Annotated in this window: 18 protein-coding genes; 5 read left to right on the top strand and 13 right to left on the bottom strand. The window is 72.2% G+C overall.

Annotation, left to right across the window (positions count from 1 at the left end; all coding sequences use genetic code 11):
• Positions 1–63: 63 nt before the first annotated feature.
• Positions 64–1545, top strand: coding sequence for a regulator (locus OG452_RS26405; RefSeq protein ID WP_327298056.1), 1482 nt, complete (start codon positions 64–66; stop codon positions 1543–1545).
• Between the two features lie 8 nt (positions 1546–1553).
• Here the strand turns inward: OG452_RS26405 and OG452_RS26410 are convergent, their stop codons facing one another.
• Together OG452_RS26410 and OG452_RS26415 are read right to left on the bottom strand one after the other, a co-directional pair.
• Entirely contained in the window at positions 1554–2894 is a 1341-nt protein-coding gene (locus OG452_RS26410; RefSeq protein ID WP_327298057.1) for an FAD-dependent oxidoreductase, read from the bottom strand.
• A gap of 299 nt (positions 2895–3193) precedes the next feature.
• Complete coding sequence (locus OG452_RS26415; RefSeq protein ID WP_327298058.1) at positions 3194–4081, bottom strand: TIGR01777 family oxidoreductase; 888 nt, start codon at positions 4079–4081, stop codon at positions 3194–3196.
• 70 nt (positions 4082–4151) lie between these two features.
• On the opposite strand from OG452_RS26415, the gene OG452_RS26420 reads away from it, so the two are divergent.
• Complete coding sequence (locus tag OG452_RS26420; RefSeq protein ID WP_327298059.1) at positions 4152–4646, top strand: GNAT family N-acetyltransferase; 495 nt, start codon at positions 4152–4154, stop codon at positions 4644–4646.
• 37 nt (positions 4647–4683) lie between these two features.
• Here the strand turns inward: OG452_RS26420 and OG452_RS26425 are convergent, their stop codons facing one another.
• Entirely contained in the window at positions 4684–5202 is a 519-nt protein-coding gene (locus OG452_RS26425) for a DUF4240 domain-containing protein (RefSeq protein WP_327298060.1), read from the bottom strand.
• A 148-nt stretch (positions 5203–5350) separates the two neighbouring features.
• Here OG452_RS26425 and OG452_RS26430 point away from each other — a divergent pair, with 148 nt between their 5' ends.
• Positions 5351–7345, top strand: a complete 1995-nt coding sequence (locus OG452_RS26430) for a hypothetical protein (protein WP_327298061.1) — start codon at positions 5351–5353, stop codon at positions 7343–7345.
• Between the two features lie 67 nt (positions 7346–7412).
• Positions 7413–8336: an SDR family oxidoreductase gene (locus OG452_RS26435; protein WP_327298062.1), complete on the top strand. Its 924-nt coding sequence runs from the start codon at positions 7413–7415 to the stop codon at positions 8334–8336.
• A 13-nt stretch (positions 8337–8349) separates the two neighbouring features.
• Here the strand turns inward: OG452_RS26435 and OG452_RS26440 are convergent, their stop codons facing one another.
• The 7 genes from OG452_RS26440 to OG452_RS26470 all read right to left on the bottom strand — a co-directional run bounded on the left by OG452_RS26440 (position 8350) and on the right by OG452_RS26470 (position 19160).
• Positions 8350–9384 (bottom strand): helix-turn-helix transcriptional regulator, encoded by a 1035-nt coding sequence (locus OG452_RS26440; RefSeq protein ID WP_327298063.1) that lies wholly within the window; start codon positions 9382–9384, stop codon positions 8350–8352.
• Positions 9385–9471: 87 nt separating this feature from the next.
• Complete coding sequence (gene aceE / locus OG452_RS26445) at positions 9472–12138, bottom strand: pyruvate dehydrogenase (acetyl-transferring), homodimeric type (RefSeq protein WP_327298064.1); 2667 nt, start codon at positions 12136–12138, stop codon at positions 9472–9474.
• A gap of 205 nt (positions 12139–12343) precedes the next feature.
• Positions 12344–12967 carry a GntR family transcriptional regulator gene (locus OG452_RS26450; RefSeq protein ID WP_327298065.1) on the bottom strand — a complete coding sequence of 208 codons (624 nt, stop codon included), beginning with the start codon at positions 12965–12967 and terminating at the stop codon, positions 12344–12346.
• Positions 12968–13091: 124 nt separating this feature from the next.
• A complete protein-coding gene (gene sucB / locus OG452_RS26455; protein ID WP_327298066.1) occupies positions 13092–14891 on the bottom strand; it encodes a 2-oxoglutarate dehydrogenase, E2 component, dihydrolipoamide succinyltransferase in 1800 nt (599 codons plus the stop codon).
• 70 nt (positions 14892–14961) lie between these two features.
• Positions 14962–16350 carry a dihydrolipoyl dehydrogenase gene (lpdA, locus tag OG452_RS26460; RefSeq protein WP_327298067.1) on the bottom strand — a complete coding sequence of 463 codons (1389 nt, stop codon included), beginning with the start codon at positions 16348–16350 and terminating at the stop codon, positions 14962–14964.
• Between the two features lie 306 nt (positions 16351–16656).
• Positions 16657–18177 carry a leucyl aminopeptidase gene (locus OG452_RS26465; protein WP_327298068.1) on the bottom strand — a complete coding sequence of 507 codons (1521 nt, stop codon included), beginning with the start codon at positions 18175–18177 and terminating at the stop codon, positions 16657–16659.
• Between the two features lie 218 nt (positions 18178–18395).
• Positions 18396–19160, bottom strand: a complete 765-nt coding sequence (locus OG452_RS26470) for an adenosylcobinamide-GDP ribazoletransferase (protein WP_327298069.1) — start codon at positions 19158–19160, stop codon at positions 18396–18398.
• Positions 19161–19228: 68 nt separating this feature from the next.
• Here OG452_RS26470 and OG452_RS26475 point away from each other — a divergent pair, with 68 nt between their 5' ends.
• Entirely contained in the window at positions 19229–20008 is a 780-nt protein-coding gene (locus OG452_RS26475) for a hypothetical protein (RefSeq protein ID WP_327298070.1), read from the top strand.
• On the opposite strand, the gene OG452_RS26480 is transcribed toward OG452_RS26475, so the two are convergent.
• The 3 genes from OG452_RS26480 to cobT form a co-directional block, all read right to left on the bottom strand.
• Entirely contained in the window at positions 19897–20664 is a 768-nt protein-coding gene (locus tag OG452_RS26480; RefSeq protein ID WP_327298071.1) for a hypothetical protein, read from the bottom strand. The two genes, OG452_RS26475 and OG452_RS26480, sit on opposite strands and share 112 nt — an antisense overlap.
• On the bottom strand, positions 20661–22427 hold the full coding sequence (locus OG452_RS26485) for a phosphatidylglycerol lysyltransferase domain-containing protein (protein ID WP_327298072.1): 1767 nt from the start codon (positions 22425–22427) through the stop codon (positions 20661–20663). Before OG452_RS26485 ends, OG452_RS26480 begins: the two co-directional genes overlap by 4 nt.
• A gap of 75 nt (positions 22428–22502) precedes the next feature.
• On the bottom strand, positions 22503–23714 hold the full coding sequence (gene cobT / locus OG452_RS26490) for a nicotinate-nucleotide--dimethylbenzimidazole phosphoribosyltransferase (protein WP_327298073.1): 1212 nt from the start codon (positions 23712–23714) through the stop codon (positions 22503–22505).
• Between the last annotated feature and the right edge of the window lie 29 nt (positions 23715–23743).

Consider the following 23743-nt stretch of genomic DNA (forward strand, 5'->3'; position numbering starts at 1 on the left):
GCTAAATTCGCGCCGTTCCATGAGGGCTGCTCCCGGCCCGGAAGGCAGGAGACCGCACAGCTGATGACGGAACGAACCCCGCAGCGCACGTCCAACCGCCAGCTCGCCGCGCTCATCGGAGAGGCAGGGTTCTCCAACGCGGGGCTGGCCAGAAGAGTCGACCAGCTCGGCCTTGAGCACGGTCTCGACCTGCGGTACGACAAGACGTCGGTGACCCGCTGGCTGCGCGGTCAGCAGCCGCGCGGCACCACGCCCGCGCTGATCGCCGAGGTCTTCACCAGGCGTCTGGGGCGCAGGCTCTCCGCGCAGGATCTGGGGCTCGACGCCTGCGCGCCGGTGTACGCGGGGCTGGAATTCGCCGGTACGCCCGAGGAGGCCGTCGACATCGTCAGCGGTCTCTGGCGCAAGGACTCCGGCAGCCATGCCGAACTGCGCAAGATCGCCTTCACCCCTGCCGGGCTCGTCGTGCCGAGCCGGGACTGGCTGATCGGCCGCCCGGACGACTGGGGCGCACCCGGTTCGGCCGGTGGAGTGAGGCCGGGGCAGAACGGCCGCGCCGAGCCACCCCGCTCAGCCGCCAGGATTCCCTCGCAGCCCCGCCCGACCGTGCCGCGCCAGCGGCAGACCGAGCGGACGACCGGGCAGCGGGTCGGGCCGGGCGACATCGCGGCGCTGCGTTCGGTGGGCGAGCTGTTCCGCACGCTCGATCACGCGTACGGCGGCGGCCACGCCCGGCAGGCCCTGGTGCGCTACCTGGAGCACGAGGCGGAGCCCATGCTCCGCGGGACGTACGGGGAGGCGACCGGCCGGCGGCTCTTCGCGGCCGCCGCGGACCTGACCCGGCTGGCGGGCTGGACCTCGTACGACATCGCGGCCCACGGGCTCGCCCAGCGCTACTTCGTCCAGGCCCTGCGGCTCTCGCAGGCCGCCGGGGACCGGGCGTACGGCTCGTACGTGCTCGTCACCATGAGCCGCCAGGCCGTCTATCTCGGGCACGGCAGGGAGGCCGTCCAGCTCGCACGCGTGGCCCAGCAGGGCATCGGGAGCTCGGCGCCGCCGGTCGTCCAGGCGCTGCTGCACGCCGCCGAGGCGCGCGGCCACGGGGCGCTCGCCGAGGTACGGGCCTGCACGGCCTCCCTGGCACGGGCCGAGCGGGCCATGGAGGCGGCCCGGCCGGGCGACGAAGTGCCGTACTGGGCACGGTTCTTCGACGAGGCGCAGTTGGCGGACGAGTTCGGGCACTGCCACCGCGACCTCCAGCAGTACCGGCCCGCCGCGCAGTACGCGGAACGCTCGCTCCAGCTGCGCGCTCCCAGCTTCGCGCGCTCCCGGCTCTTCTGCCGGGTCGTGCTGGCCACCGCGCGGCTGGGCCTCGGCGAACTGGACCAGGCGTGCGCGCTGGGGGCCGAGTCGGCGCAGCAGGCGGGGGAGATGCGGTCGGTGCGGGCCGTGGAGTATGTGCGCGAGTTCGAGCGGAGGCTGGAGCCGTACCGGGACGCGGCGGCGGTACGGGGGTACCGGGACCGCGTCGCGGCGCTCGGCTGAGGCTCACGTCACGCGGCGAGCGGGAGCCCGTCCACCGCGACGTCCGGTTTGATGCCGAAGTCCCGCATGACCGCCTGCGCGGCGCGGCGGCCCGAGGCGAGTGCGCCCTGGGCGCTGCTGGTGTCGCGGTGGTCGCCGCACACGTAAAGACCCGCGAGCAGACGGACCGGGCGGCGCATGTCGTGCGGCGGCGGCATGGCGGGGACCGCGTCGGGGGAGTGGTGGACGGCGAGCAACTCCCAGTCGTCGGTCGATGTGCCGTGCAGCGCGGCCAGTTGGGCGCGGGCCGCGCGTTCCAGGCCGGCGCCCGGGTCGCCGAGCACCGTCGACGAGATCAGCGCGTGGCCGTCCGGGGCCCGGGTGGGGTCGACCTCGCTCATGACCGCGCTGTGCGAGACGGGGCCCGAGCGGTCGGCGTCCAGGACCAGGGCCGGGCCGGTGGGCGGAGGCGCCGGGGCAGCATGGTGAAGGACCGTCACCGGGTGGAAGTCCGGGACCCGCAGCCCGGGCAGCAGCCGGGCGGCCGAGCGGGCGTCGGTGGCCACGATGAGCGCACGGCAGCTCAGCGTGCCCAGTTCCGCCGTGGTGACCGAGCTGATGGAGGCGGCGGTGACGGGTACCCCGGTGCGCACCGTGCCCGGCGGCAGCGTCGCCGCCAGCCGCTCGGGCAGGACGGCCGCGCCGCCCGCCGGTACGCACAGCCGGCCGAGGGCGAAACTCCGCAGCGCGAGATCCGCGCACCGGCTCGACGTGGTCAGCCCGGGGTCGCTCAGCAGCGCGGACAGCAGGGGCTTGAGGAAGCCGGCCGCGGCACGCGGCGGGAGGCCGTACGAGCGGAGCGCGGCCAGCGCGGTCTGTTCCGGGCGGGCCGGCAGCCGGTCCACCGGGGTGGCGGCGAGGCGGGCCAGCGCGGCGCCCAGCCTGGCCCGGTCGAGTGCGCCGCTCACGCGTGCACTGTTCGCGCCACGGCCGCCGCCCGTGGCACTGCTCAGGGGGGCGCGTGAGGCGCTCCGCAGGGCGCTGAATGCGCCCCGTGTGCCCCCGGCCTCGCCCGTACGGTGCAGACGGCCCCCGCTGTGCACGAGGACGCCCGGTGAGAACAGCCTGAGGTCCGTCTCGCCCAGGCACGGGGCGCGGAGCAGTTCCGGGTACGAGGTGTTGAGGAACCCCCCGGCGCGGTCCAGGCGGAAGCCGCCGGTCAGCTCGGTGGACATGCGGCCGCCCGGCGAGGGGGCGGCCTCCAGGACACTGACCGACACACCGGCACTGGTCAGCCGGTGAGCGGCTGCCAGGCCGGCGAGCCCGGCTCCGACGATGATCACGTCGGCATGGCGTGCGGTTCTGAGCACGTGCCCCTCCCCGAGGTCGGCGCGGCCGCGGTCTTCCGTGCAGAGCTGATTCCCCCAACCGGCCGCGGAAATGCCCTGGTTCGGGTTGAGAGTAGGGAGTGGGGCGGTGGGTGGCAGGCGCGCGGCGCGGGGGCATGGGGGCGCGGGGTCGCACGGCGGGCGGTGGGGGCGTGGGGCGGTGCGCGCTGGGGCCGGTGCGGTTGCGTTGCAGGGGGCTCCGCCCCGGACCCCGCTCCTCGGACTCCGGAGGGGCTGGATTCGGTCTCCGCCCGGTGGCGTCCGCGCGGGGCCCGACTCGCCTACGCCGCCGCCCGGATCGCCCCGTCGATCTCCGGGAACGCGAAGGTGAAGCCCGACTCCAGGAGCTTCTTCGGGAGGACCCGCTGGCTTCCCAGGACGTCCCCCGCCATCTCGCCCAGCGCGACCCGCAGCGCGGGCGCCGGGGCCGTGAACAGGGTGGGCCGGTGCAGGACCCGGCCCATGGCCGCTGTCACCTCGCGGTTGGTGACCGGCTGAGGTCCGGTCAGGTTCACCGGGCCCGACAGGGACTCCGTGTCCAGGATATGGCGCAGCGCCGCGACATGATCGAGCAGCGCGATGAAACTCCAGTACTGGCTGCCGTCGCCCATCCGGCCGCCGAGCCCCGCCTTGAACAGCGGGAACAGCCGGCCCCAGGCCCCGCCCTCCCTGGCCACGACCAGGCCCGTACGGGCGAACGCCGTCCGGATTCCCGCTTCTTCGGCCGCGCGGGCCGACTCCTCCCACTCGACGCAGAGCGAGGCGAGGAAGCCCTCACCGGGGGGTGCGTTCTCGTCGACCGCGCGGTCGCCCGTGTCTCCGTAGTAGCCGACCGCGCTGCCGCACAGGAACACCGCCGGCGGTACGTCGAGCGAGGCGACGGCCTCCGCGAGAGTGGCGGTGCCCAGCACCCGGCTGTCCCGCAGCTCCTTCTTGTACGCGTCCGTCCAGCGGTGGTCGCCGACCCCCGCACCAGCCAGGTTGACCACCGCGTCGCAGCCCGCCAGACCCGCCGTGTCCACGTGCTCACGGGCCGGATCCCAGGCCACCTCGTCCGCTGCCCTGACCGTACGGCGGACCAGCCGCACCACCTCGTGCCCGTCGGCGCGCAGGGAGCGGCCCAGCGCCGTACCGATCAGTCCTGATGCTCCGGCAATCGCGATACGCATGGGCCCATCCTCACGCACCCCGGCGAAATCGCGCAGCGCCGTCGCCCGCGTCCGTGGCAGAGTGGCCCGCATGCCCGATCCGAACATACGTATGGCCGTACCCGATGACGGTGACGCGCTCGGTGAGCTCGACCGGGTGACCTGGTCCTCGCTGCACGCGGTCATGCCCCCGCCCCAGCCCCCGTACCACCCCTTCTTCGACGAGCAGCACCGCCCCGACGACCACATGGTCGCCGAGCTGGCAGGCGCGGTCGTGGGCTACATCCGGCTGGTACGGCCGACTCCGCTCGCCAGCAACGCCCATGTGCGCCAGATCCAGGGCCTGGCCGTCGCCGGGACGGCGCGCCGCCACGGTGTGGGCCGGGCGCTGCTGAGGGCCGCGTGCGCCGAGGCACGGCGCCAGGGCGCATCCCGGATCACCCTGCGGGTACTCGGGCACAACACCCCGGCCCGCGAGCTCTACGCCGCCGAGGGGTTCGCGGTGGAGGGCGTGCTGCCGGGCGAGTTCTACCTGGCGGGCCGGTATGTGGACGACGTGCTGATGGGGCGCGGCCTCACCGCGTAATGAACCTCGGCCACATGCCGGCGGGGCGCATGGACGCTCAGGAGCCGAACCGCTCCCACAGGCGCGGATACCGTTCGGCGAGTGCCTCGTCGTCGAAGTCGACCGGCGGCCCTTCCGGGTCGGCGGCCTGCGGCGGAATACCGAGATCGGGCGTGGGTGCCCCGGTGAGCTGTTCGTACGCCTCGTCGGCCGCGTACCCCAGGTCCTCGCCGTCGCCGTCGATCTCCTCGTCGAAGTCGTCGAGGAGGTCGGCCAGGGCGTCCGGGTCCTGCAGCGCGCCCTCGAAGATCTCCCGGCCCTGGCCGATGAGCCAGCAGCGGAAGTAGTCGAAGGAGTCGCTGTCGCTCTCGCGCAGCAGCACGACCGCCGCGCCCCACAGGTCCCAGCGGTAGGCGCGGTTGTAGCGCGTCTCGAAGTACCGGGCGAACTCCAGCACGGACTCCGGGTCGAGCTGCGCCAATCGCTCGGTGAGCAGGTCGGCATGGTCCTCGGGGTCGCCGTCGGCGGCCGCGCGAGTGCTGTCGATGGTCTCCCAGAACTCCGTCTCGTCCCTCACGCGTCCAGCATCGTGGTTGGCCGGGCGCTGCGCACGCGGAGCGCCGATCAGCGGCCCTCTTGTTACCAGGCGATGTGACCGTCCGATGAATCACTCGTTTGACGGGTGAAGCGTTTCGATCACTCACCCCAAAGGGGCCGCCCCCGTCATGCGAACGCAAGAGCAACCGGAAGGAGCGCGGTCCGGCGCCGCCCGGGTGGGCGTGGAACAGGCCGAAGCCGCACTCGTCGAGCACTATCCGCGGCTCGTCCGCCTCGCCTACATCACGCTGCCCCCGTCACTGGGCCGCCACCGCCGGGTGCTCGCCGCCCATGCGGCCGTCCAGCGGGCGCTGCCCGCCTCGTCGCGCGGCAGCGTCCCGGACGAGCCGCGGGTGCCCGCCCAGCGCGGCACATCGGATGACCCCGGTTACGTCCTGGTCAGACAGCGCGTGCTGACGGCCGCCCTGGCGTACGGACAGCGTCCCGGCTGGTGGCCCCGGCAACTGCCCGCACCGCGTGCGCTGCGGCCCGCGCTGCCCGCCGTCTTCGGGCTGCGGATCTTCCCCCGGGCCGGTGGCGCCGACGAACTCGCCCTGGAACAGGCGCTGTCCGGGACCACAGCGGCCGCCAGGGCCGCACTCGTGCTGCACCGCATCGAGGGGCTGAGTGAACAGGCCACCCGTACGCTGCTGACGACGGCGGGCGCCACCGACGCGGGGTCCGCGCTGCGCACGGCGCTCCGGCTGGCCCGCACCCCGGCGGAGACGGGCGCAGACGCGCTGCTGACATCCGACGAGTTCGACCCCTGTCTGGTGCACACCCGCCCCACGGATCTGCTCCGGCGCAGGCAGCGCATCAGGTTCGCGCGGTCCGTGGGCGTCGTCGTGACCGTGCTCGCCGTGGCGCTGGTGGTGGTGGACCGCGAGGGCGGCTCGGCGCCGTCGGCAGCGACCGGGCCGTTCGATCCCGCGGTCAGCGCCCGCGCCGTTGACCCGGCGCTGCTGCTGCGCGCCCCGGCGCAGGAGTGGGCCGACAGCTCGCGCCTGGACTTCACGGTCTGGCCCGCGCGAGGCGCGCGCAAGGAGGACACCGCGCTGCTCGGCCGGGCGCTGAAGGTCTGGGCGAGCCCCGCCCGTACGGTACGGATCTCCGCCACCCAGGGCGCCGCGACCGTCCCGCCGTCCCAGCCGCCCCGGCTGCTCTACGCGGGCGACGTGGACGGCGCGGCGGTGGTGCTGTTCGCCGACGGTGAGCGGGTCGTCCGGTACGCCGAGCCCACCGGCGGCAAGGGTGCGCCCGCGCTCGACTTCGCCCGCACCGACGGCGCGGACCTCACCACCGGGGCCGCGGTCGTCGTCGCCCGCACCGACGGAAACGCCCGTTTCCTGCTGGCCCCCTGGGTCGCCGAGTCCGGCACCCGCGACCTCCTCGCCCCGGACGCCCCGGCGCGCCCGCTCGACGAGGGCAAGGACGGAGTGACCGCACCGGTGTCGAGCCCGGCCCCGGTCGTGGGTGGCACCGGATGCGGTTCCTGGACCGCGCTCCAGCTCCGCTCCTCCAGCAAGGTGGTGGAGAAGCACGCGTTCCTCGTCACCGACCTCGGCGACCTCACGCCCGTCCACCTCACCTACAGCCCGCCGCCGGCCGGCCGCGACCCGGCGGGGCAGCCGAGGGAGGCGACCGGCAGCCAGGCGCTGCTCAGCTGGGCGCACACCGCCTGCTCGCTGGCCGGTGTGCGCGGCACCGGTGTACGCGCCGTGAACAACTGGGAGTACGCCCGCCAGCAGCTCCCCGAGAACGGCGGCAGTGCCTCCTGGGTGTGCACCAGGGCGGACACCTGGCAGGGGCCCGGCCGGGTCTCCGTACAGCTCCAGCTCCCCGGGCCGGCGTCCAGGCCGGGCGCGATGGTGGCGCAGCAGAAGAACACCGCGCTGTGCAGCCGCTTCGGCCGGAACGTACTGGCCGGTGCCAAGTGGGAGTCAGGCTCGGGGCGCTGGTACCTGCTCGCCGCGGGCAGCAGGGAGGTCCGCGAGATCGAGGCGACCGGGGGCGTACGGGCCACGGCGCACGGTACGACGCTGGCGGTACGGGCGGGAAAGAGCGACCGGGCTGTGCTGTCGGCCCGGCTGGCGAACGGGGACACGCTGAAGGCACTGGGCTGACCACCGGATCCGGAATCCCCCGGAAAACCGGACCGAAGCTGTCGGGTATAGGTGGCACGGTGACCGTATGGAGACAGACAAGCCTTTGACGGGACGAATCGCCCTGGTGGCCGGAGCCACCCGGGGTGCGGGCCGGGCCATCGCCGTACAGCTGGCAGCGGCGGGCGCCACCGTGTACGCGACCGGGCGGACCACCCGCGAGCACCGCAGCGAAGTGGGACGTTCCGAGACCATCGAGGAGACCGCCGAGCTGATCGGCGCCGCGGGCGGGACCGGATTCGCCGTGCCCACCGACCATCTGGAGGAGGAGCAGGTCCGGGCGCTGGCCGAGCGCATCGACCGTGAGCAGGGACGGCTGGACATCCTGGTCAACGACATCTGGGGCGGTGACCATCTCGCCCGGGTCGGCGAGGACGTCAAGATGTGGGAGATCCCGCTGGAGGAGGGGCTCCGGATGCTGGAACTCGGGGTGAAGAGCCACATCATCACCAGCAGTGCCCTGCTCCCGCTGCTGGCCCGCACCCCCGGTGGCCTGGTGGTCGAAGTGACCGACGGAACAGCTGAGTCCAACCGCGACTACCGGGTGAACTTCTACTACGACCTGGCCAAGAACGCGCCCATCCGGATGGCCGCCGGCCTCGCCCACGAGCTGGAGTCCGTCGGTTCCACGGCCATCTGTGTCACCCCGGGCTTCCTGCGCTCGGAGGCGATGCTCGACCACTTCGGGGTGACTGAGGCGACCTGGCGCGACGCCATCGCGAGGGAACCGCACTTCGCCATCGCGGAGTCGCCGGTGTTCGTGGGCCGCGCGGTGGCGGCGGTCGCGGCCGACGCGGACCGGGCGCGGTGGAACGGGCAGTCGCTCTCCAGCGGACAACTGGCCGCGGAGTACGGCTTCACGGACACGGACGGCAGTCGGCCCGACGCCTGGCGGTACATCACGGAGGTCGCGCTCGGCGGCGCGGACCGGGCAGCGGAGGAGTACCGGTAACGGCTGCCCTGACTCAGGCGTACAGCCGCGCCGCCGCGGTCAGCGCGTCGGCGAAGCGCGCCCGGAGCTCCGGTGGCTCCAGGACCTCCACCTCCGGCCCCAGCGAGAGCAGTTGACCGTACGCCACCTCCAGTGACTCGACGGGCAGCGCGACCGTGACCCGGCCGAGATCATCAGGGGCGGAGGCCGAGGTCAGCGCCTCGTTCGCCGCCGCGCGGTCCACGGCGTGCGGGAGGGACTCGGCGCCGGCCGCGGAGACCCGGACCACCACCTCCGCCGCGAGGAGCGACCGGGCGAAGTCCGCCGCACGCTGCTCCCAGAAGGCGGACAGGTCGAACGCCTCGTCCCGTATGAAACAGCCCTGCCCATCGTGGGCATGGAGCGTGACTGCGGTGAAGCGGTCGATGCGGTACACCCGGAAGTCAGCCGCATCACGCGGGCCGGTCGCGTCGCGCGGATCGGTTATGCCGCGCGGGCCGTCTTCCGCGCGAGCGCAGACGTACCAGACACCAGCCTTCAGCACGAGGCCGTACGGCTCCAGGTCGCGCTCCACCTCGGAACCGTCCCGGCGGCGGTAGCGCGCCGATACCCGTCTGTCCGCCCACACCGCGCCGGCCAGCGCGGGCAGCAGCTCCGGCGTGCTCGGCTCCTGGTACCAGCCGGGCGCGTCCAGATGGAAGCGCCGGTCCGCCGACGCGGGGGCGTCGCGCAGCGCGGGCAGCAGGGCCGCCGACACCTTCAGGCGGGCCGCCGACGCGGCGTCCTCAAGCCCCATCTCCCGCAGCGCGCCGGGCAGCCCGGAGAGGAACAGCGCCTCGGCCTCGGTGCGGGCCAGACCGGTCAGCCGGGTGCGGTAACCGCCGATCAGCCGGTACCCGCCGGACCTGCCCCGCTCCGCATACACCGGAACGCCCGCCTCCGAGAGCGCGAGCGCGTCCCGTGTGACGGTGCGCTCGGACACGTCGAGCTCCTGCGCCAGCTCGGCCGCCGTCATCAGCGGCCGGGACTGGAGCAGGAGCACCATCTTGATCAGGCGGGCAGCGCGCATGGAATCAGCATGCACGCCACCACTGACAACGGGCCCGTGACGTCGGGTTCCCCCGGCTCACGCGCCCGCTGCCAGATGTTCACACGGTCACAGGCCGTAGCGCTCGCGCGCTTCCTTGACCGCCGAAACGGGTACCTCGCCGCGCTTGGCGAGCGAGGCCAGCGCCGCGACGACGACCGACTGGGCGTCGACACCGAAGTGGCGGCGGGCCGCCTCCCGGGTGTCCGACAGACCGAACCCGTCCGTGCCGAGCGAGGTCCAGTCCTGCTCGACCCACTGGCTGATCTGGTCCGGTACCTGTCGCATCCAGTCGCTCACCGCGAGCACCGGACCGGGCGCACCGGCCAGCGCCTGGGTGACGTACGGGGTGCGCTGCTCGCCGCGGAGCAGCGCCTCGTCGCACTCCAGCGCGTCGCGGCGCAGTTCGCCCCACGAGGTCGCCGACCAGACATCGGCCGTGACACCCCAGTCGGCCGCGAGCAGTTCCTGCGCCTCCAGTACCCAGTGGATCGCCGTACCGGATGCGAGCAGCTGCATCCGCGGGGCGCCGGCTGCCTCCGCTCCCTCCTTGAAGCGGTACAGACCGCGGCGGATGCCCTCCTCGACGCCCTCGGGCATCGCGGGCTGCGGCTTCGGCTCGTTGTAGACCGTCAGGTAGTAGAAGACGTTCTCCGCGTCCGGGCCGTACATCCGGCGCAGACCGTCCTTGACGATCACCGCGATCTCGAAGGCGAACGCCGGGTCGTAGTTGAGCGACGCCGGGTTGGTGGAGGCGATCAGGTGCGAGTGGCCGTCCGCGTGCTGGAGCCCCTCACCGGTCAGGGTGGTGCGGCCCGCGGTGGCGCCGACGATGAATCCGCGGCCGAGCTGGTCGCCGAGCTGCCACATCTGGTCGGCCGTGCGCTGCCAGCCGAACATCGAGTAGAAGATGTAGAAGGGGATCATCGGTTCACCGTGCGTCGCGTACGACGAGGCGGCGGCGATGAAGTCGGCCATGGCGCCGGCCTCGGTGATCCCCTCGTTGAGGATCTGGCCGTCGGTGGCTTCCTTGTAGTACATCAGCTGGTCGCGGTCGACCGCGTCGTACGTCTGGCCCTTCGGCGAGTAGATACCGGCCGAGGGGAACAGCGACTCCATACCGAACGTACGGGCCTCGTCGGGGACGATCGGCACCCAGCGCTTGCCGGTCTGCTTGTCCCGCATCAGGTCCTTCATCAGGCGGACGAAGGCCATCGTGGTGGCCATCTCCTGATGTCCCGAACCCTTGATGAGCGCCTTGAAGGCACGCTCCTCGGGCTCCGGGAGCACCACCTGGTGCACCCGGCGGGCCGGGGCGGGGCCGCCGAGCTCGGCGCGGCGCTCCTGGAGGTAGCGGACCTCGGGGGAGTCGGCGCCGGGGTGGCCGTACGGCACCAGGCCCTCGTCCAGCTTCGCGTCCGGGATCGGCAGGTCCAGCAGGTCGCGCATGGCGCGGAACTGCTTGCCGTCCAGCTTCTTCATCTGGTGGTTGGCGTTGCGGGACTCGAAGCCCTCGCCGAGCGTGAAGCCCTTCACGGTCTGCGCGAGGATCACGGTCGGCGCGCCCTTGAACTCCAGGGCCGCCTTGTACGCCGCGTACACCTTGCGGGCCTCGTGGCCACCGCGCGAGGTGTGGAAGCACTCGGCGATCTTCGCATCGGTGAGCAGCTTCGCCAGCTCGGCCAGCGCGGGCTCGGCGCCGAAGAAGTGCTGGCGGATGTAGGCCACGTCGCGCGTCGCGTACGTCTGGAACTGCGCGTCCGGCACCTCGCGGAGGCGGCGGATCAGCGCACCGTTGGTGTCGAGCTGGATCAGCTCGTCCCAGGCGGAGCCCCAGAGCGTCTTGATGACGTTCCAGCCGGCGCCGCGGAACTGGGCCTCCAGCTCCTGCACGACCCGGAAGTTGGCCCGCACCGGGCCGTCGAGGCGCTGCAGGTTGCAGTTGATGACGAAGGTGAGGTTGTCGAGCCCCTCACGGGCGGCCAGGGTGAGCGCGGTCGTCGACTCGGGCTCGTCCATCTCGCCGTCGCCGAGGAAGGCCCAGACGTGCGACTTCGAGGTGTCCTTGATGCCGCGGCCGGTCAGATAGCGGTTGAACCGAGCCTGGTAGATCGAGGAGATCGGGCCCAGGCCCATCGAGACCGTGGGGAACTCCCAGAGCCAGGGCAGCCGGCGCGGGTGCGGGTAGGACGGCAGACCGTCGCCGCCCGCCTCCTGGCGGAAGTTGTCGAGCTGCTGCTCGCTGAGGCGTCCGTCGAGGAAGGCGCGGGCGTAGATGCCGGGCGACGCGTGGCCCTGGATGTAGAGCTGGTCACCCGAGCCGTCGCCCTCCTTGCCGCGGAAGAAGTGGTTGAAGCCGGTCTCGTACAGCCAGGCGGCCGAGGCGAAGGTGGCGATGTGGCCGCCGACGCCGAACCGGGAGCCGCGGGTGACCATCGCGGCCGCGTTCCAGCGGTTCCACGCGGTGATCCGGCTCTCCATCGCCAGGTCGCCGTCGAAGGCGGGCTCGGCGGAAGTCGGAATGGTGTTGACGTAATCGGTCTCAAGCAGCTTGGGCAGCGCGAGACCGTCGCTGTCGGCCCGCTCCAGCGTGCGGCGCATCAGATATGCGGCACGGTGGGGGCCGGCGGCCTTGGTGACGGCGTCCAGGGAGGCCGCCCACTCGGCGGTCTCCTCGGGGTCGCGGTCCGGGAGCTGGTCGAGCTCGCTGTGAAGCTTGCCTACGGGGTCGGTCATGGTCGCCGCCTTCCGGACAGAACAGGGGGTGCAGATAGGCCCGGTCTGGCAGGACAGGGCGACGGGCTGGGTGAAGCCCTCCGGAGACTGTAAATCGCTGATCGATGATCGATCAAAGGGTTGAAGGAAAAATCTTTCCGCACCGTAGAAAGTCGGCATTCGGTGTCAGTAATCGGGGCACGCGGTGCCGCGAAAGGGCCTCTCGTCAGGCCCGCGGTGCACATCCGAGCACGTGGACCTTCACCAGAGGGCCGATCTGCGGGTCCCTCCGGCGGAAGGCCTCGACCAGTGCTTCGTGCTCTTCCGCGTAGGACTTCTGCACGGTCCCCAGCCAGCGGATCGACAGCGTGGTGAACACCTCGATGCCCAGGGACTCCCAGGTGTGCATCAGCACACTGTTCCCGGCGGCCCGCACCAGCTCGCGGTGGAAGGCCACGGTGTGCCTGACCTGCGCCGCGCTGTCGCCGGCCTGGTCGGCCCGGTAGAGGGCGGCGACCGAGGGCTCAAGGACGGACACGTCGGCGGCCAGCCGGTCGGCGGCCAGCTCGGCCGCGATCTGCTCAAGACCGGCCCGGACGGGGTAGCTCTCCTCCAGGTCGGCAGCGGTCAGATTCCGTACGCGTACGCCCTTGTTGGGGGCCGACTCGATGAGCCGCAGCGACTCCAGCTCGCGCAGGGCCTCCCGGACCGGCGTCTGGCTGACCTCCAGCTCGACGGCGATCCGCCGCTCCACGATCCGTTCACCGGGCTGCCAGCGCCCGCGGACGATGCCCTCCACGATGTGCTCGCGAATCTGCTCGCGCAGGGAGTGGATGACGGGCGGCGTCATTTTGTGCTCCTTCGGACCGTATTGGTCTGGGTGTGGCCGGTCGCGCGGACCAGGCCCCCCATGACAATACGGCGGCGCCCCCGTCCGGAAGGGATCCGGAGGGGGGCGCCGCAGGTGAGGCTGGTTACAGGCCGAGCTCGACCTCGAACTCGCCGGCCTCCAGGATCTCCTTGACCGTCGTCAGGTAACGGGCCGCGTCGGCGCCGTCCACCAGGCGGTGGTCGTAGGAGAGAGCCAGGTACGTCATGTCGCGGACGCCGATGACGGTGCCCTCGGCGGTCTCGATGACGGCCGGACGCTTGACGGTCGCGCCGATGCCCAGGATGGCTGCCTGGTTCGGCGGGACGATGACCGTGTCGAACAGCGCACCGCGCGAGCCGGTGTTGCTGATCGTGAAGGTCGCACCGGACAGCTCGTCCGGGCTGATCTTGCTGGACCGGACCTTGCCGGCCAGCTCAGCGGTCTTCTTCGAGATACCGGCGAGGTTGAGGTCGCCCGCATCCTTGATGACCGGGGTCATCAGACCCTTCTCGGAGTCCACCGCGATACCGATGTGCTCGGTGTCGAAGTAGGTGATCGTGCCCTCGTCCTCGTTGATCCGGGCGTTGACGACCGGGTGGGCCTTCAGCGCCTGAGCGGCGGCCTTGACGAAGAACGGCATCGGGGACAGCTTGACGCCCTCACGGGCGGCGAAGGACGCCTTGGCCTGGTTGCGCAGCTTCATCAGCTTGGTGATGTCCACCTCGACCACGGTGGTCAGCTGAGCCTGGCTGTGCAGCGCCTTCATCATGTTGTCGCCGATGACCTTGCGCATCCGGGTCATCTTGAGGGTCTGGCCGCGCAGCGGGGACGCCTCCAGCTTCGGCGCCCTGGCAGCGGCGGTGGGAGCCGCCGACGGCGCCGGGGCGGCGGCCTTGGCGGCCTCCGCCGCGGAGATGACGTCCTGCTTGCGGATGCGGCCACCGACGCCGGTGCCCTTGACCGAACCCAGCGCGACGCCGTTCTCGGCGGCGAGCTTGCGGACCAGCGGGGTCACGTAGGCGCCGTCGTCAGCAGCTGGGGGCGCGGCGACAGCTTCTCCGGTGGAGCCGGTGCTCGCACCGGAGGTCGGGGCCGGGGTGACGGGGGCGGGAGCCGGAGCGGCGGCCGGGGCCGGTGCGGGCGCCGGTGCGGCGGGCGCGGCCGGAGCCTGCTGGGCGGGTGCCGGAGCCGGAGCGGCGGCCGGTGCCGGAGCAGCCGGGGCCGGTGCGGCAGCGGGTGCCGGAGCAGCCGGGGCCGGTGCCGGAGCGGCGGGCGCGGCTGCCGGGGCCGCACCCTTCGCACCGACGACGGCGAGCCGGGCGCCGACCTCGGCGGTCTCGTCCTCGCCGACCAGGATCTCCAGCAGGGTGCCCGAAACGGGCGACGGGATCTCGGTGTCGACCTTGTCGGTCGAGACCTCGAGCAGCGGCTCGTCCTCGGCGACGTCGTCGCCGACTTCCTTGAGCCAGCGGGTGACGGTGCCCTCGGTGACGCTCTCGCCGAGCGCCGGAAGGGTGACGTCCGTGCCCTCGGCGGAACCGCCGGCGGCGGGCGCCTCGGCAGCCGGAGCAGCCGCGGGGGCCGGGGCCTCGGCGGCGGGCGCGGGGGCCTCGGCGGCAGGCGCCTCGGCGGCGGCCGGAGCCGGGGCGGCAGCGGGCGCGCCCGTGCCGTCGTCGATGACGGCCAGCTCGGCGCCGACCTCGACGGTCTCGTCCTCGGCGACCTTGATGGCGGCCAGCACGCCCGAAGCCGGAGCCGGGATCTCGGTGTCGACCTTGTCGGTCGAGACCTCAAGCAGCGGCTCGTCGGCCTCGACGCGCTCGCCCTCGGCCTTGAGCCAGCGGGTGACGGTGCCCTCGGTGACGCTCTCGCCGAGCGCCGGCAGGGTTACGGAAACCGACATGGTTTCAGTTGCTCCTTACAAAGTCTGGAAGTGGTCGTCGCGCCCAGGGACTGAGAGCCCGGGAGGGCTGCTAGTCGTGGGAGTGCAGGGGCTTGCCGGCGAGGGCCAGGTGGGCCTCGCCGAGCGCCTCGCTCTGCGTCGGGTGCGCGTGGATGAGCTGCGCGACCTCGGCCGGCAGGGCTTCCCAGTTGTAGATCAGCTGGGCTTCGCCGACCTGCTCACCCATCCGGTCACCGACCATGTGGACGCCTACGACGGCACCGTCCTTGACCTGGACGAGCTTGATCTCGCCCGCGGTCTTGAGGATCTTGCTCCTGCCGTTGCCCGCGAGGCTGTACTTGAGGGCGACGACCTTGTCCGCGCCGTACACCTCCTTGGCCTTGGCCTCGGAGAGTCCGACCGATGCGACCTCGGGGTGGCAGTACGTCACCTTCGGCACACCGTCGTAGTCGATCGGCACGGTCTTCAGGCCGGCCAGCCGCTCCGCGACGAGGATGCCCTCGGCGAAGCCGACGTGCGCGAGCTGAAGGGTCGGGGCCAGGTCACCGACGGCCGAGATCGTCTCGACGTTGGTGCGCATGTACTCGTCGACCAGGACATAGCCGCGGTCCATCGCGACGCCCTGCTCCTCGTAACCGAGGCCCTGCGAGACCGGTCCGCGGCCGATGGCCACGAGCAGCACCTCGGCCTCGAACTCCTTGCCGTCGGCCAGCGTGACCTTGACACCCTTCTCGGTGTACTCGGCCTTGTCGAAGAAGGTGCCCAGGTTGAACTTGATACCGCGCTTGCGGAACGCCCGCTCCAGGAGCTTCGAGCTGTTCTCGTCCTCGACCGGCACCAGGTGCTTCAGGCCCTCGACGACCGTCACGTCGGTGCCGAAGGACTTCCACGCCGAGGCGAACTCGACGCCGATGACGCCGCCGCCAAGGATGATCGCGGACTCCGGGACCCGGTCCAGCGTCAGGGCGTGGTCGGAGGAGATGATGCGGTTGCCGTCGATCTCCAGGCCGGGCAGCGACTTCGGTACGGAGCCGGTGGCGAGGAGGATGTGGCGGCCCTCGATGCGCTTGCCGTCCACGTCCACGGAGGTGGGGGAGGAGAGACGCCCCGCACCTTCGATGTAGGTCACCTTGCGGGAGGCGACCAGTCCCTGCAGGCCCTTGTAGAGGCCCGCGATCACATCGTCCTTGTACTTGTGGACCCCGGCGATGTCGATGCCCTCGAAGGTGGCCTTGACACCGAACTGCTCGCTCTCACGCGCCTGGTCGGCGATCTCGCCGGCGTGCAGCAGGGCCTTCGTGGGGATGCAGCCGTTGTGCAGGCAGGTGCCGCCGAGCTTGTTCTTCTCGATCAGGGCGACGTCGAGACCAAGCTGCGCCCCGCGCAGCGCCGCGGCGTAACCGCCGCTACCGCCGCCGAGAATCACTAGGTCGAAAACGGTGCTGGCGTCGTTCGCCACGTCACGTCCTCCATGCATGGTGCGCCGGTGCCGGTCTTCCCTGACCGGGCGGCGGCGGGTGTACGGCCGCTTTTATTTCGGCCCTGTGGTGGGGGCCCTGTCCTGCCGAAGACCCATCTTTGCACTTGTCGGCCGCCGACGAGACGCCGGGCCGCAGTGCGGTACGTCCCATCCGCCCTCCGGGCCGCTCACCCGGGCGTACGCGCGTACGGATTTCGTTCAGGGCGAACACCGGCAAAGACAGGGCAAAGCCGTACGGCCCCGGGCGGGGAGCCCGGGGCCGTACGGGAGGTGCGGTGGCGCCGGTCAGCCGAGGTCGCCGTCGGCAGTGCGCTCCGCGAGGCGCACCAGGGTGCGGATCGCCGAGCCGGTGCCGCCCTTGGGGGTGTACCCGAAGGGGCCTGCCTCGTTGAAGGCCGGGCCCGCGATGTCCAGGTGGGCCCAGGTGATGCCCTCGCCGACGAACTCCTTCAGGAACAGACCGGCGACCAGCCCGCCACCCATCCGTTCGCCCATGTTGGCGATGTCGGCGGTGGGCGAGTCCATGCCCTTGCGCAGGTCGGCGGGGAGCGGCATCGGCCAGGACGGCTCGCCGACCTCCTCCGCGATCTCGTGCAGCTCGGTACGGAAGGCGTCGTCGTTGGACATGATGCCGAAGGTACGGCTGCCGAGCGCCATCATCATCGCGCCGGTCAGCGTCGCCACGTCGACGATCGCGTCGGGCGTCTCCTCGGAGGCCTTCGCCAACGCATCGGCCAGCACCAGCCGGCCCTCGGCGTCGGTGTTGAGGACCTCGACGGTCTTGCCGCTGTACATCCGCAGCACGTCACCCGGGCGGGTGGCCGAGCCGGACGGCATGTTCTCGGCGAGCGCCAGCCAGCCGGTGACGTTGACCTGGAGGCCGAGGCGCGCGGCGGCCACGACGGCGGCGAACACGGCGGCGGCGCCGGCCATGTCGCACTTCATCGTCTCGTTGTGGCCGGCCGGCTTGAGCGAGATGCCGCCCGAGTCGTACGTGATGCCCTTGCCGACGAAGGCGAGCGACTTCTCCGCCTTGGAGTGCGTGTACGAGAGCTTCACCAGCCGGGGCGGAGCCTCCGAACCGACACCGACGCCGAGGATGCCGCCGAAGCCGCCCTTGGTGAGGGCCTTCTCGTCGAGCACCTGCACCTTGACGCCGTGCTCCTTGCCGGCCGCGGTGGCGACAGCGGCGAAGGCGGCCGGATCCAGCTCGTTCGGCGGGGTGTTGACCAGGTCGCGGGCGCGGTTGATCTCCTCGGCGACGGTCACGGCGCGCTCGGCGGCGGCCTTGTGCGCCTTGTCCCGCGGCTTGGCTCCCAGCAGGGCGGCCTCACCGAGCGGGCCCTTGGCCTCCTTGGGGACGGCCTGGAATGCGGTGAAGGCGTACGCCCCGAGCAGCGCGCCCTCGCCGATCGCCTGGACGTCCTCGGCGGCCGTGACGGGCAGCGCGAAGGCGGCCTTCTTGGCACCGGCCAGCGCGCGGGCGGCGACACCGGCCGCGCGGCGCAGCGTCTCCTCGGCGAACTCGGCCTCGGCGTCCGTCTTGTCCGGTACGGCGCCGAGCCCGACGGCCAGGACGACCGGGGCCTTGAGGCCGGCGGGCGCGGGGACCTTGGTCGCCTCGCCCTCGGCGCCGGTGGCTCCGAGGGTCTCCAGAACGGCGGCGAGCTTTCCGCCGAACGCCTTGTCCACGGCTTCGGCGCCCGGTGCGACCACGGGGCCCTTGGCGCCCTTCGCCACGCCTACGACGACGGCGTCGGCGCGCAGCGTTGCGGCGCCGGCCGTGCTGAGAGTGAGAGCAGTCACGGTGGTGAAATCTCGCTTCCGTTGAGTTGGTCGGTGGCCGATGGATGGGGCCGCCCCGCCGCAGAGCCTACGCTCGGTGACGGAAATCGCCCACGCGGGCTGCTAATTAGACAGAGCAGCAAATAGAGCGGGGCGGCAGATCTTGTCCTGCGCGACGGTGCGCGACGGAGCGCCGGACAGGACAGGGCGGCAGACACGACGGCCCGCCGGACCGGCTGTCATCCGAACGTCAGCACCACCAGGGCCGCCGTGGCCGCCGTCTCGGCCAGCGCGCCGAACACGTCCCCGGTCACCCCGCCGAAGCGGCTCACGCAGTGCCGCAGCAGGAGTTGGGCCGTGCCGAGCGCCAGCAGCACGGCCAGTGCGTGGCGCAGCGCGCCGTACGGCCCGAAGAGCGCGCCCGCCGCCGCGCACACCGCGGTGACACCAACGGCCGTGCCCAGCGCGGCCCCTGCGGGCACGGCCCCGGCCACCGCCGCGCCAAGACCGTCCGGGCGGGCGGCCGGAACGCCCCGGCGGCAGGCGAGCGTCAGCGCCAGCCTGGCCGCGAGCGCGCAGACGACGGCGCCGGCCGCTCCCTGCGCCCAGCCCTCCCCGTACAGCCGGGCCAGCGCGGCGACCTGGGCGAGCAGGACGAGGACCAGCGTCACCACGCCGAACGGGCCGATGTCCGACTGCTTCATGACGCGCAGCGCTTCATCGGCCGGCTTCGCGCTGCCGAGTCCGTCCGCGACGTCCGCGAGGCCGTCCAGATGCAGCCCACGGGTGAGGACCGCGGGCACAGCCGCGCTCACCACCGCGGCGAGCAGCGGCCCGGGACCGAGCAGCAGCACCGGTGCGCCGAGCGCCGCCGCGCACACCCCCACGACCAGGCCGGCCAGCGGAGCCCAGAGCATGCCCGAGCGCGCAGCGGCCCGGTCCCAGCGGGTCACCCGGACCGGGAGGACCGTGAGCGTGCCGAAGGCGAAACGTATGCCGTCCATGGCGCGCAGGCTATCCGCAGGCGAGGGCGGATAAGTTACGTGTAACACTCAAAAGGGAAGCAGGTGGCATGGGTCACTGGTGGGCGCGGAACATTGTGGAACCCGGCAAGCTCCCGCTGACGCTGGCGCTGTTCTCCTTCGTCCTGTCCTTCGTGATCGTGCGGTCCATCGCCCGGCTGATCCGGGCGGGCCGCGGACCATTCAGGAACGTCACCCCCGGCGGCATGCACATCCACCATGTGGTGCCCGGCGTCATCCTGGTGGTCATCGGCGGCTTCGGCGCGGTGACCAGTGGGAGACACGGGGTGGGCGGCGCTGTCTGGGCGGTCGTCTTCGGAGCCGGGGCGGGCCTGGTCCTCGACGAGTTCGCCCTCCTCCTCCACCTCGACGACGTGTACTGGAGCGAACAGGGCCGCAAGAGCGTCGAGATCGTGGTGCTCACGGCGGCCCTGGTGGGGCTGATCCTGGGCGGCTTCCTGCCGTTCGGGGTCAATCAGGTGTCGCCGCAGGAGGCCCACGACCGGACGACGGTCGTGGTGAACGTCGTGCTGGACTTCGCCTTCGCGCTCATCGCGCTGAGCAAGGGCAAACCCCGGATCGCCCTGATCGGCGCCGTGGTCCCGTTCGTCGCCCTGATCGGCGCCGTCCGGCTGGCCCGACCGGTGTCCCCGTGGGCCAAGCGCTTCTACCGCAACAGGCACCGGACCCGCGCCAGGGCGATCCGGCGCGCCTACCGTCACGACAGGCGCTGGGCGGGCCCACGGCGCCGGCTGGGGGAGTTCATCGGCGGCGCCCCCGACCCGGCCCGGACCAAGCTGCCCGGACGGGACGGCGGACCGCCCCGCTGAAGCCGGCGGTCCCGCCAGCCCGCCAGGGCGCAGAGCGCCAGCGCGGCCAGGATCGCCGCCAGATGCTCCTTGCCCGCCAGGTTGTCCTTGAGGACCAGCTCCAGGACCATGCCCAGGATCACCGCGCCGGTCGTCCACCGGGCGCCCAGCCGCCAGCAGACGAAGACGGCGAGACCCACCACGGCGGCCGAGGGACCGGTGTCGACGATCAGCGCGTCCGACGCCTTCACGCCGAAGGCGTTGTGCGGCCCGAAGGAGATCGCGAGGCGGGCGTACAGCGTGCCGGCGAGCGTGGTGACGTACGAGATCAGTAGCGTCCGCCACCAGCCGATGCAGATCTCCGCCATGCCGAACACCAGCAGGATCTGGACCAGCGCGCCCCAGACCGGCAGGTCCAGGGCCGGTACGAACAGTGAGAGCGGGGTGCGCAGCAGCGCGAGCCAGAGCGGGTCCATCGCCCGGACGAACCCGATGTCGTGCACAGGCCGCAGCCCCCACGACTGGTTCTGCACGATCTGGAAGCACGCCGTCAGGGCGACGGAGCCGAGTGTCAGCGGGACGGCACGCCACTTCCTGCTGACGAGCGCCGTCCGTACGGTGGTGAACAGCGGCCCCCACTCGCGGCGGGCCGCGGCGCACAGGGCGCTCCGGTTCACCGTCTGGTCCCGAGCGGCTTGCGGTGCAGCCACTTCAGGATGCCCGGGGCCTCCAGGAAACCCTCGGCGCGCGCCGAGGCGACAGCGATGCGCAGCAGATCCGCGCTTTTCTCGAACAGCATGAAACGGGGCTCCCAGATTGGCCGGTACTTGGCGTTGGCGCGGTACAGCGACTCGATCTGCCACCACCGTGAGAAGAAGGTGAGGAACGAGCGCCATAGCCTCAGCACGGGGCCGGCCCCGAGCTTCGAGCCACGTTCGAAGACCGATCTGAACATCGCGAAGTTGAGTGAGATCTGAGTGATCCCGATCTCCTTCGCCCGCTGCAGGAGTTCGATGATCATGAACTCCATCAGGCCGTTCTCGGCCTCCCGGTCACGGCGCATCAGATCCAGCGAGAGCCCTTCCGGGCCCCAGGGCGCGAAACTCAGGACGGCACGCAACTCGCCCTCGCCGTCCGTGCATTCGAGCATCATGCAGCGGCCGTCCGCCGGATCGCCGAGCCGTCCGAGCGCCATCGAGAACCCCCGCTCGGTGGCTCCGTCGCGCCAGTCGTCGGCCCGGTGCAGCAGGTGCTCCATCTCGGCATCGGGGATCTCCTCGTGCCGCCGGATCCGGACCGTGTACCCGGCGCGCTGCACCCGCTTGTACGCCTGGCGCACCGTCCGCATGGCCCGGCCCTCCAGGGTGAACTCCGCGGTGTCCACGATGGCTTCGTCGCCGAACTCCAGCGCGTCGAGGCCGTGCCTGGCGTAGACCGTGCCCGCCTCCTCGCTCGCCCCCATCACCGCGGGCAGCCAGCCGTGCTCGCGCGCCTCGGCCAGCCAGGGCTCGATCGCCCCCGGCCAGGCCTCCGGATCGCCGATCGGATCACCTGAGGCGAGCGAGACCCCGCTCAGCACCCGGTAGGCGACCGCGGCCTTGCCGGTGGGGGACCACACCACGCTCTTGTCGCGGCGCAGCGCGAAGTAGCCGAGTGAGTCGCGCTCGCCGTGCTTGTCCAGGAGGGCGCGCAGCCGCTCCTCGTCGTCCGGGGTGATCGGGTCGACGGCACGCCGGGAGCGGAAGGCCGCGAAGAGCACCGCGAGCAGCAGCAGGGTGGACATGACGTTGATGAAGACGTCGACCCAGGCGGGGGTCTCGATGCCCTGGATGCGGGAGTCGTTGGGGACCAGCGAGACCAGCCGCATCGTGCCGTACCGCCAGCGGTCCAGGAACGTCGAACGGTACGTGTCATGGGCCGTGTTGGTGATGGTGACCAGCAGCGAGGCCAGCAGGGAGCAGACCAGCAGCCCTCCCACGGCAACGGTGGCCGCCAGCTTCGGATTGGAGCGGTCGCCCTTGGCGTAGAACTCCCGCCTGCCGGTCAGCAGCGACAGGACGAAGGCTGCGGTCAGCGCCAGCGAGACCCAGTTCTGCGCGTACCTGCGGAACTCCGGGAAGCACATCGCCAGCACGAGGACCAGCAGGAAGAGTCCGCTCATCACCAGGTTGAGCAGCCAGGCGGCCCGCTTGCGGCGGCGCATGGTGACCGCCAGGAAGAGGCTGAACGCACCCGATGCGAAGCCCGCGGTGAGCAGATAGGGGGTGAAGAAGTACTCGGTGTTGTGCCGCCGCACATCCTGGCCCAGGGAGACCCAGGCGGCGCCCAGCAGATTGATGAACGCCACGGCACGCAGATACCAGACGGCGAACGCCGCACAGTGGCGCGACCGGACCGTGGTCAGGGGTGTGCCCCCGGCAGATGTACGGACGTCTCCCATGAAACGCGATGATATGGGGCGCCGGGTTTCCTGCCGGGACCTGCTGCGGCCGACGGCAGGCCGCCGACCGCGTTGCTACTCCCCACTGTCTCCCGCTGATGGCCCCGACGCCACCGAAGTCACGTCATTCCCGGCCGCGTTGGGTGTGTTTCCGGCCGGATCAGCCTCGGCGGAGGGGGCTACGGCCCCGGTTTCCGCTGAGGTTTCCGAGGCGAGCGCCTCCGCTCCCCCGGCACTGTCCGCCGAACCCTCCGGGAGCTCAGCCGCCAGTGCCGCCGCCGCCTGCACGAGCGGCAGCGCCAGCAGCGCCCCCGTGCCCTCGCCCACCGTCACCCCGTGGTCGAGCAGCGGGGTGAGCGCCATCCGGTCCAGCGCCTTCGCCTGGGCCGGTTCACCGCTGACCTGGCCGGCCAGCCAGGATTCGGGGGCGCGGAAGGCGGCCCGCTGGCCCACCAGCGCGCACGCGGCCGAGACCACCCCGTCGAGGATCACCGGCAGCCGCCGGACCGAGCACTGCAGCAGGAACCCGGTCATCGCGGCCAGATCCGCGCCGCCGACCGCGGCGAGCAGCTCCAGTTGGTCGCCGAGGACCGGGCGGGCCCGGCGCAGCGCGTCCCTGACCGCCGCGCACTTGCGCATCCAGACGAGATCGTCGATGACCGCTCCGCCACGCCCGGTGACGACCGAGGCGTCCGTGCCGCAGAGCGCGGCGATCAGCGTGGACGCGGCCGTGGTGCCGCCGACGCTCAGATCGCCCAGCACGACCAGGCCGGTGCCCGAATCGGCCTCCTCGTCCGCGATCGCCATGCCGAGACGTACGGCCTGCTCGGCCTCTTCGACGGTGAGGGCGTCCTCGATGTCGATCCGTCCCGTGCCGCGCCGCACCCGGTGCCGTACGACCTCGTCCGGCAGCAGCGCCGGGTCGCAGTCGAGGCCGGCGTCGATGATCCGTACCGGCAGCCCGAGCCGGCGGGCCAGCACCGCGACCGGGCTCTCCCCGTCGAGCACGGCCCGCACCAGTACATGCGCGCTCTTGGCGGGCCGCGCCGACACACCCCGCTCGGCCACACCGTGATCGCCCGCGAACAGCACCACGCGGACGTTGTCGACCGGCCTGACCGGCACCGCGGACTGCGCCGCCGAGAGCCACTCACCCAGCTCGTCGAGCCGGCCGAGCGCGCCGGGCGGGACGGCCAGCCGCTCCCGGCGTTCCTCGGCTTCGCGCCGTACGCCGCTGTCGGGGCGTTCGATCAGATCGGAGAAGTCGTCGAGATTCAGCGAGCTCATTCGCCGAACAGTACCGGCAGCCCTCCCCG

The sequence above is a fragment of the Streptomyces sp. NBC_01197 genome, assembly GCF_036010505.1.
Classification (GTDB): domain Bacteria; phylum Actinomycetota; class Actinomycetes; order Streptomycetales; family Streptomycetaceae; genus Streptomyces.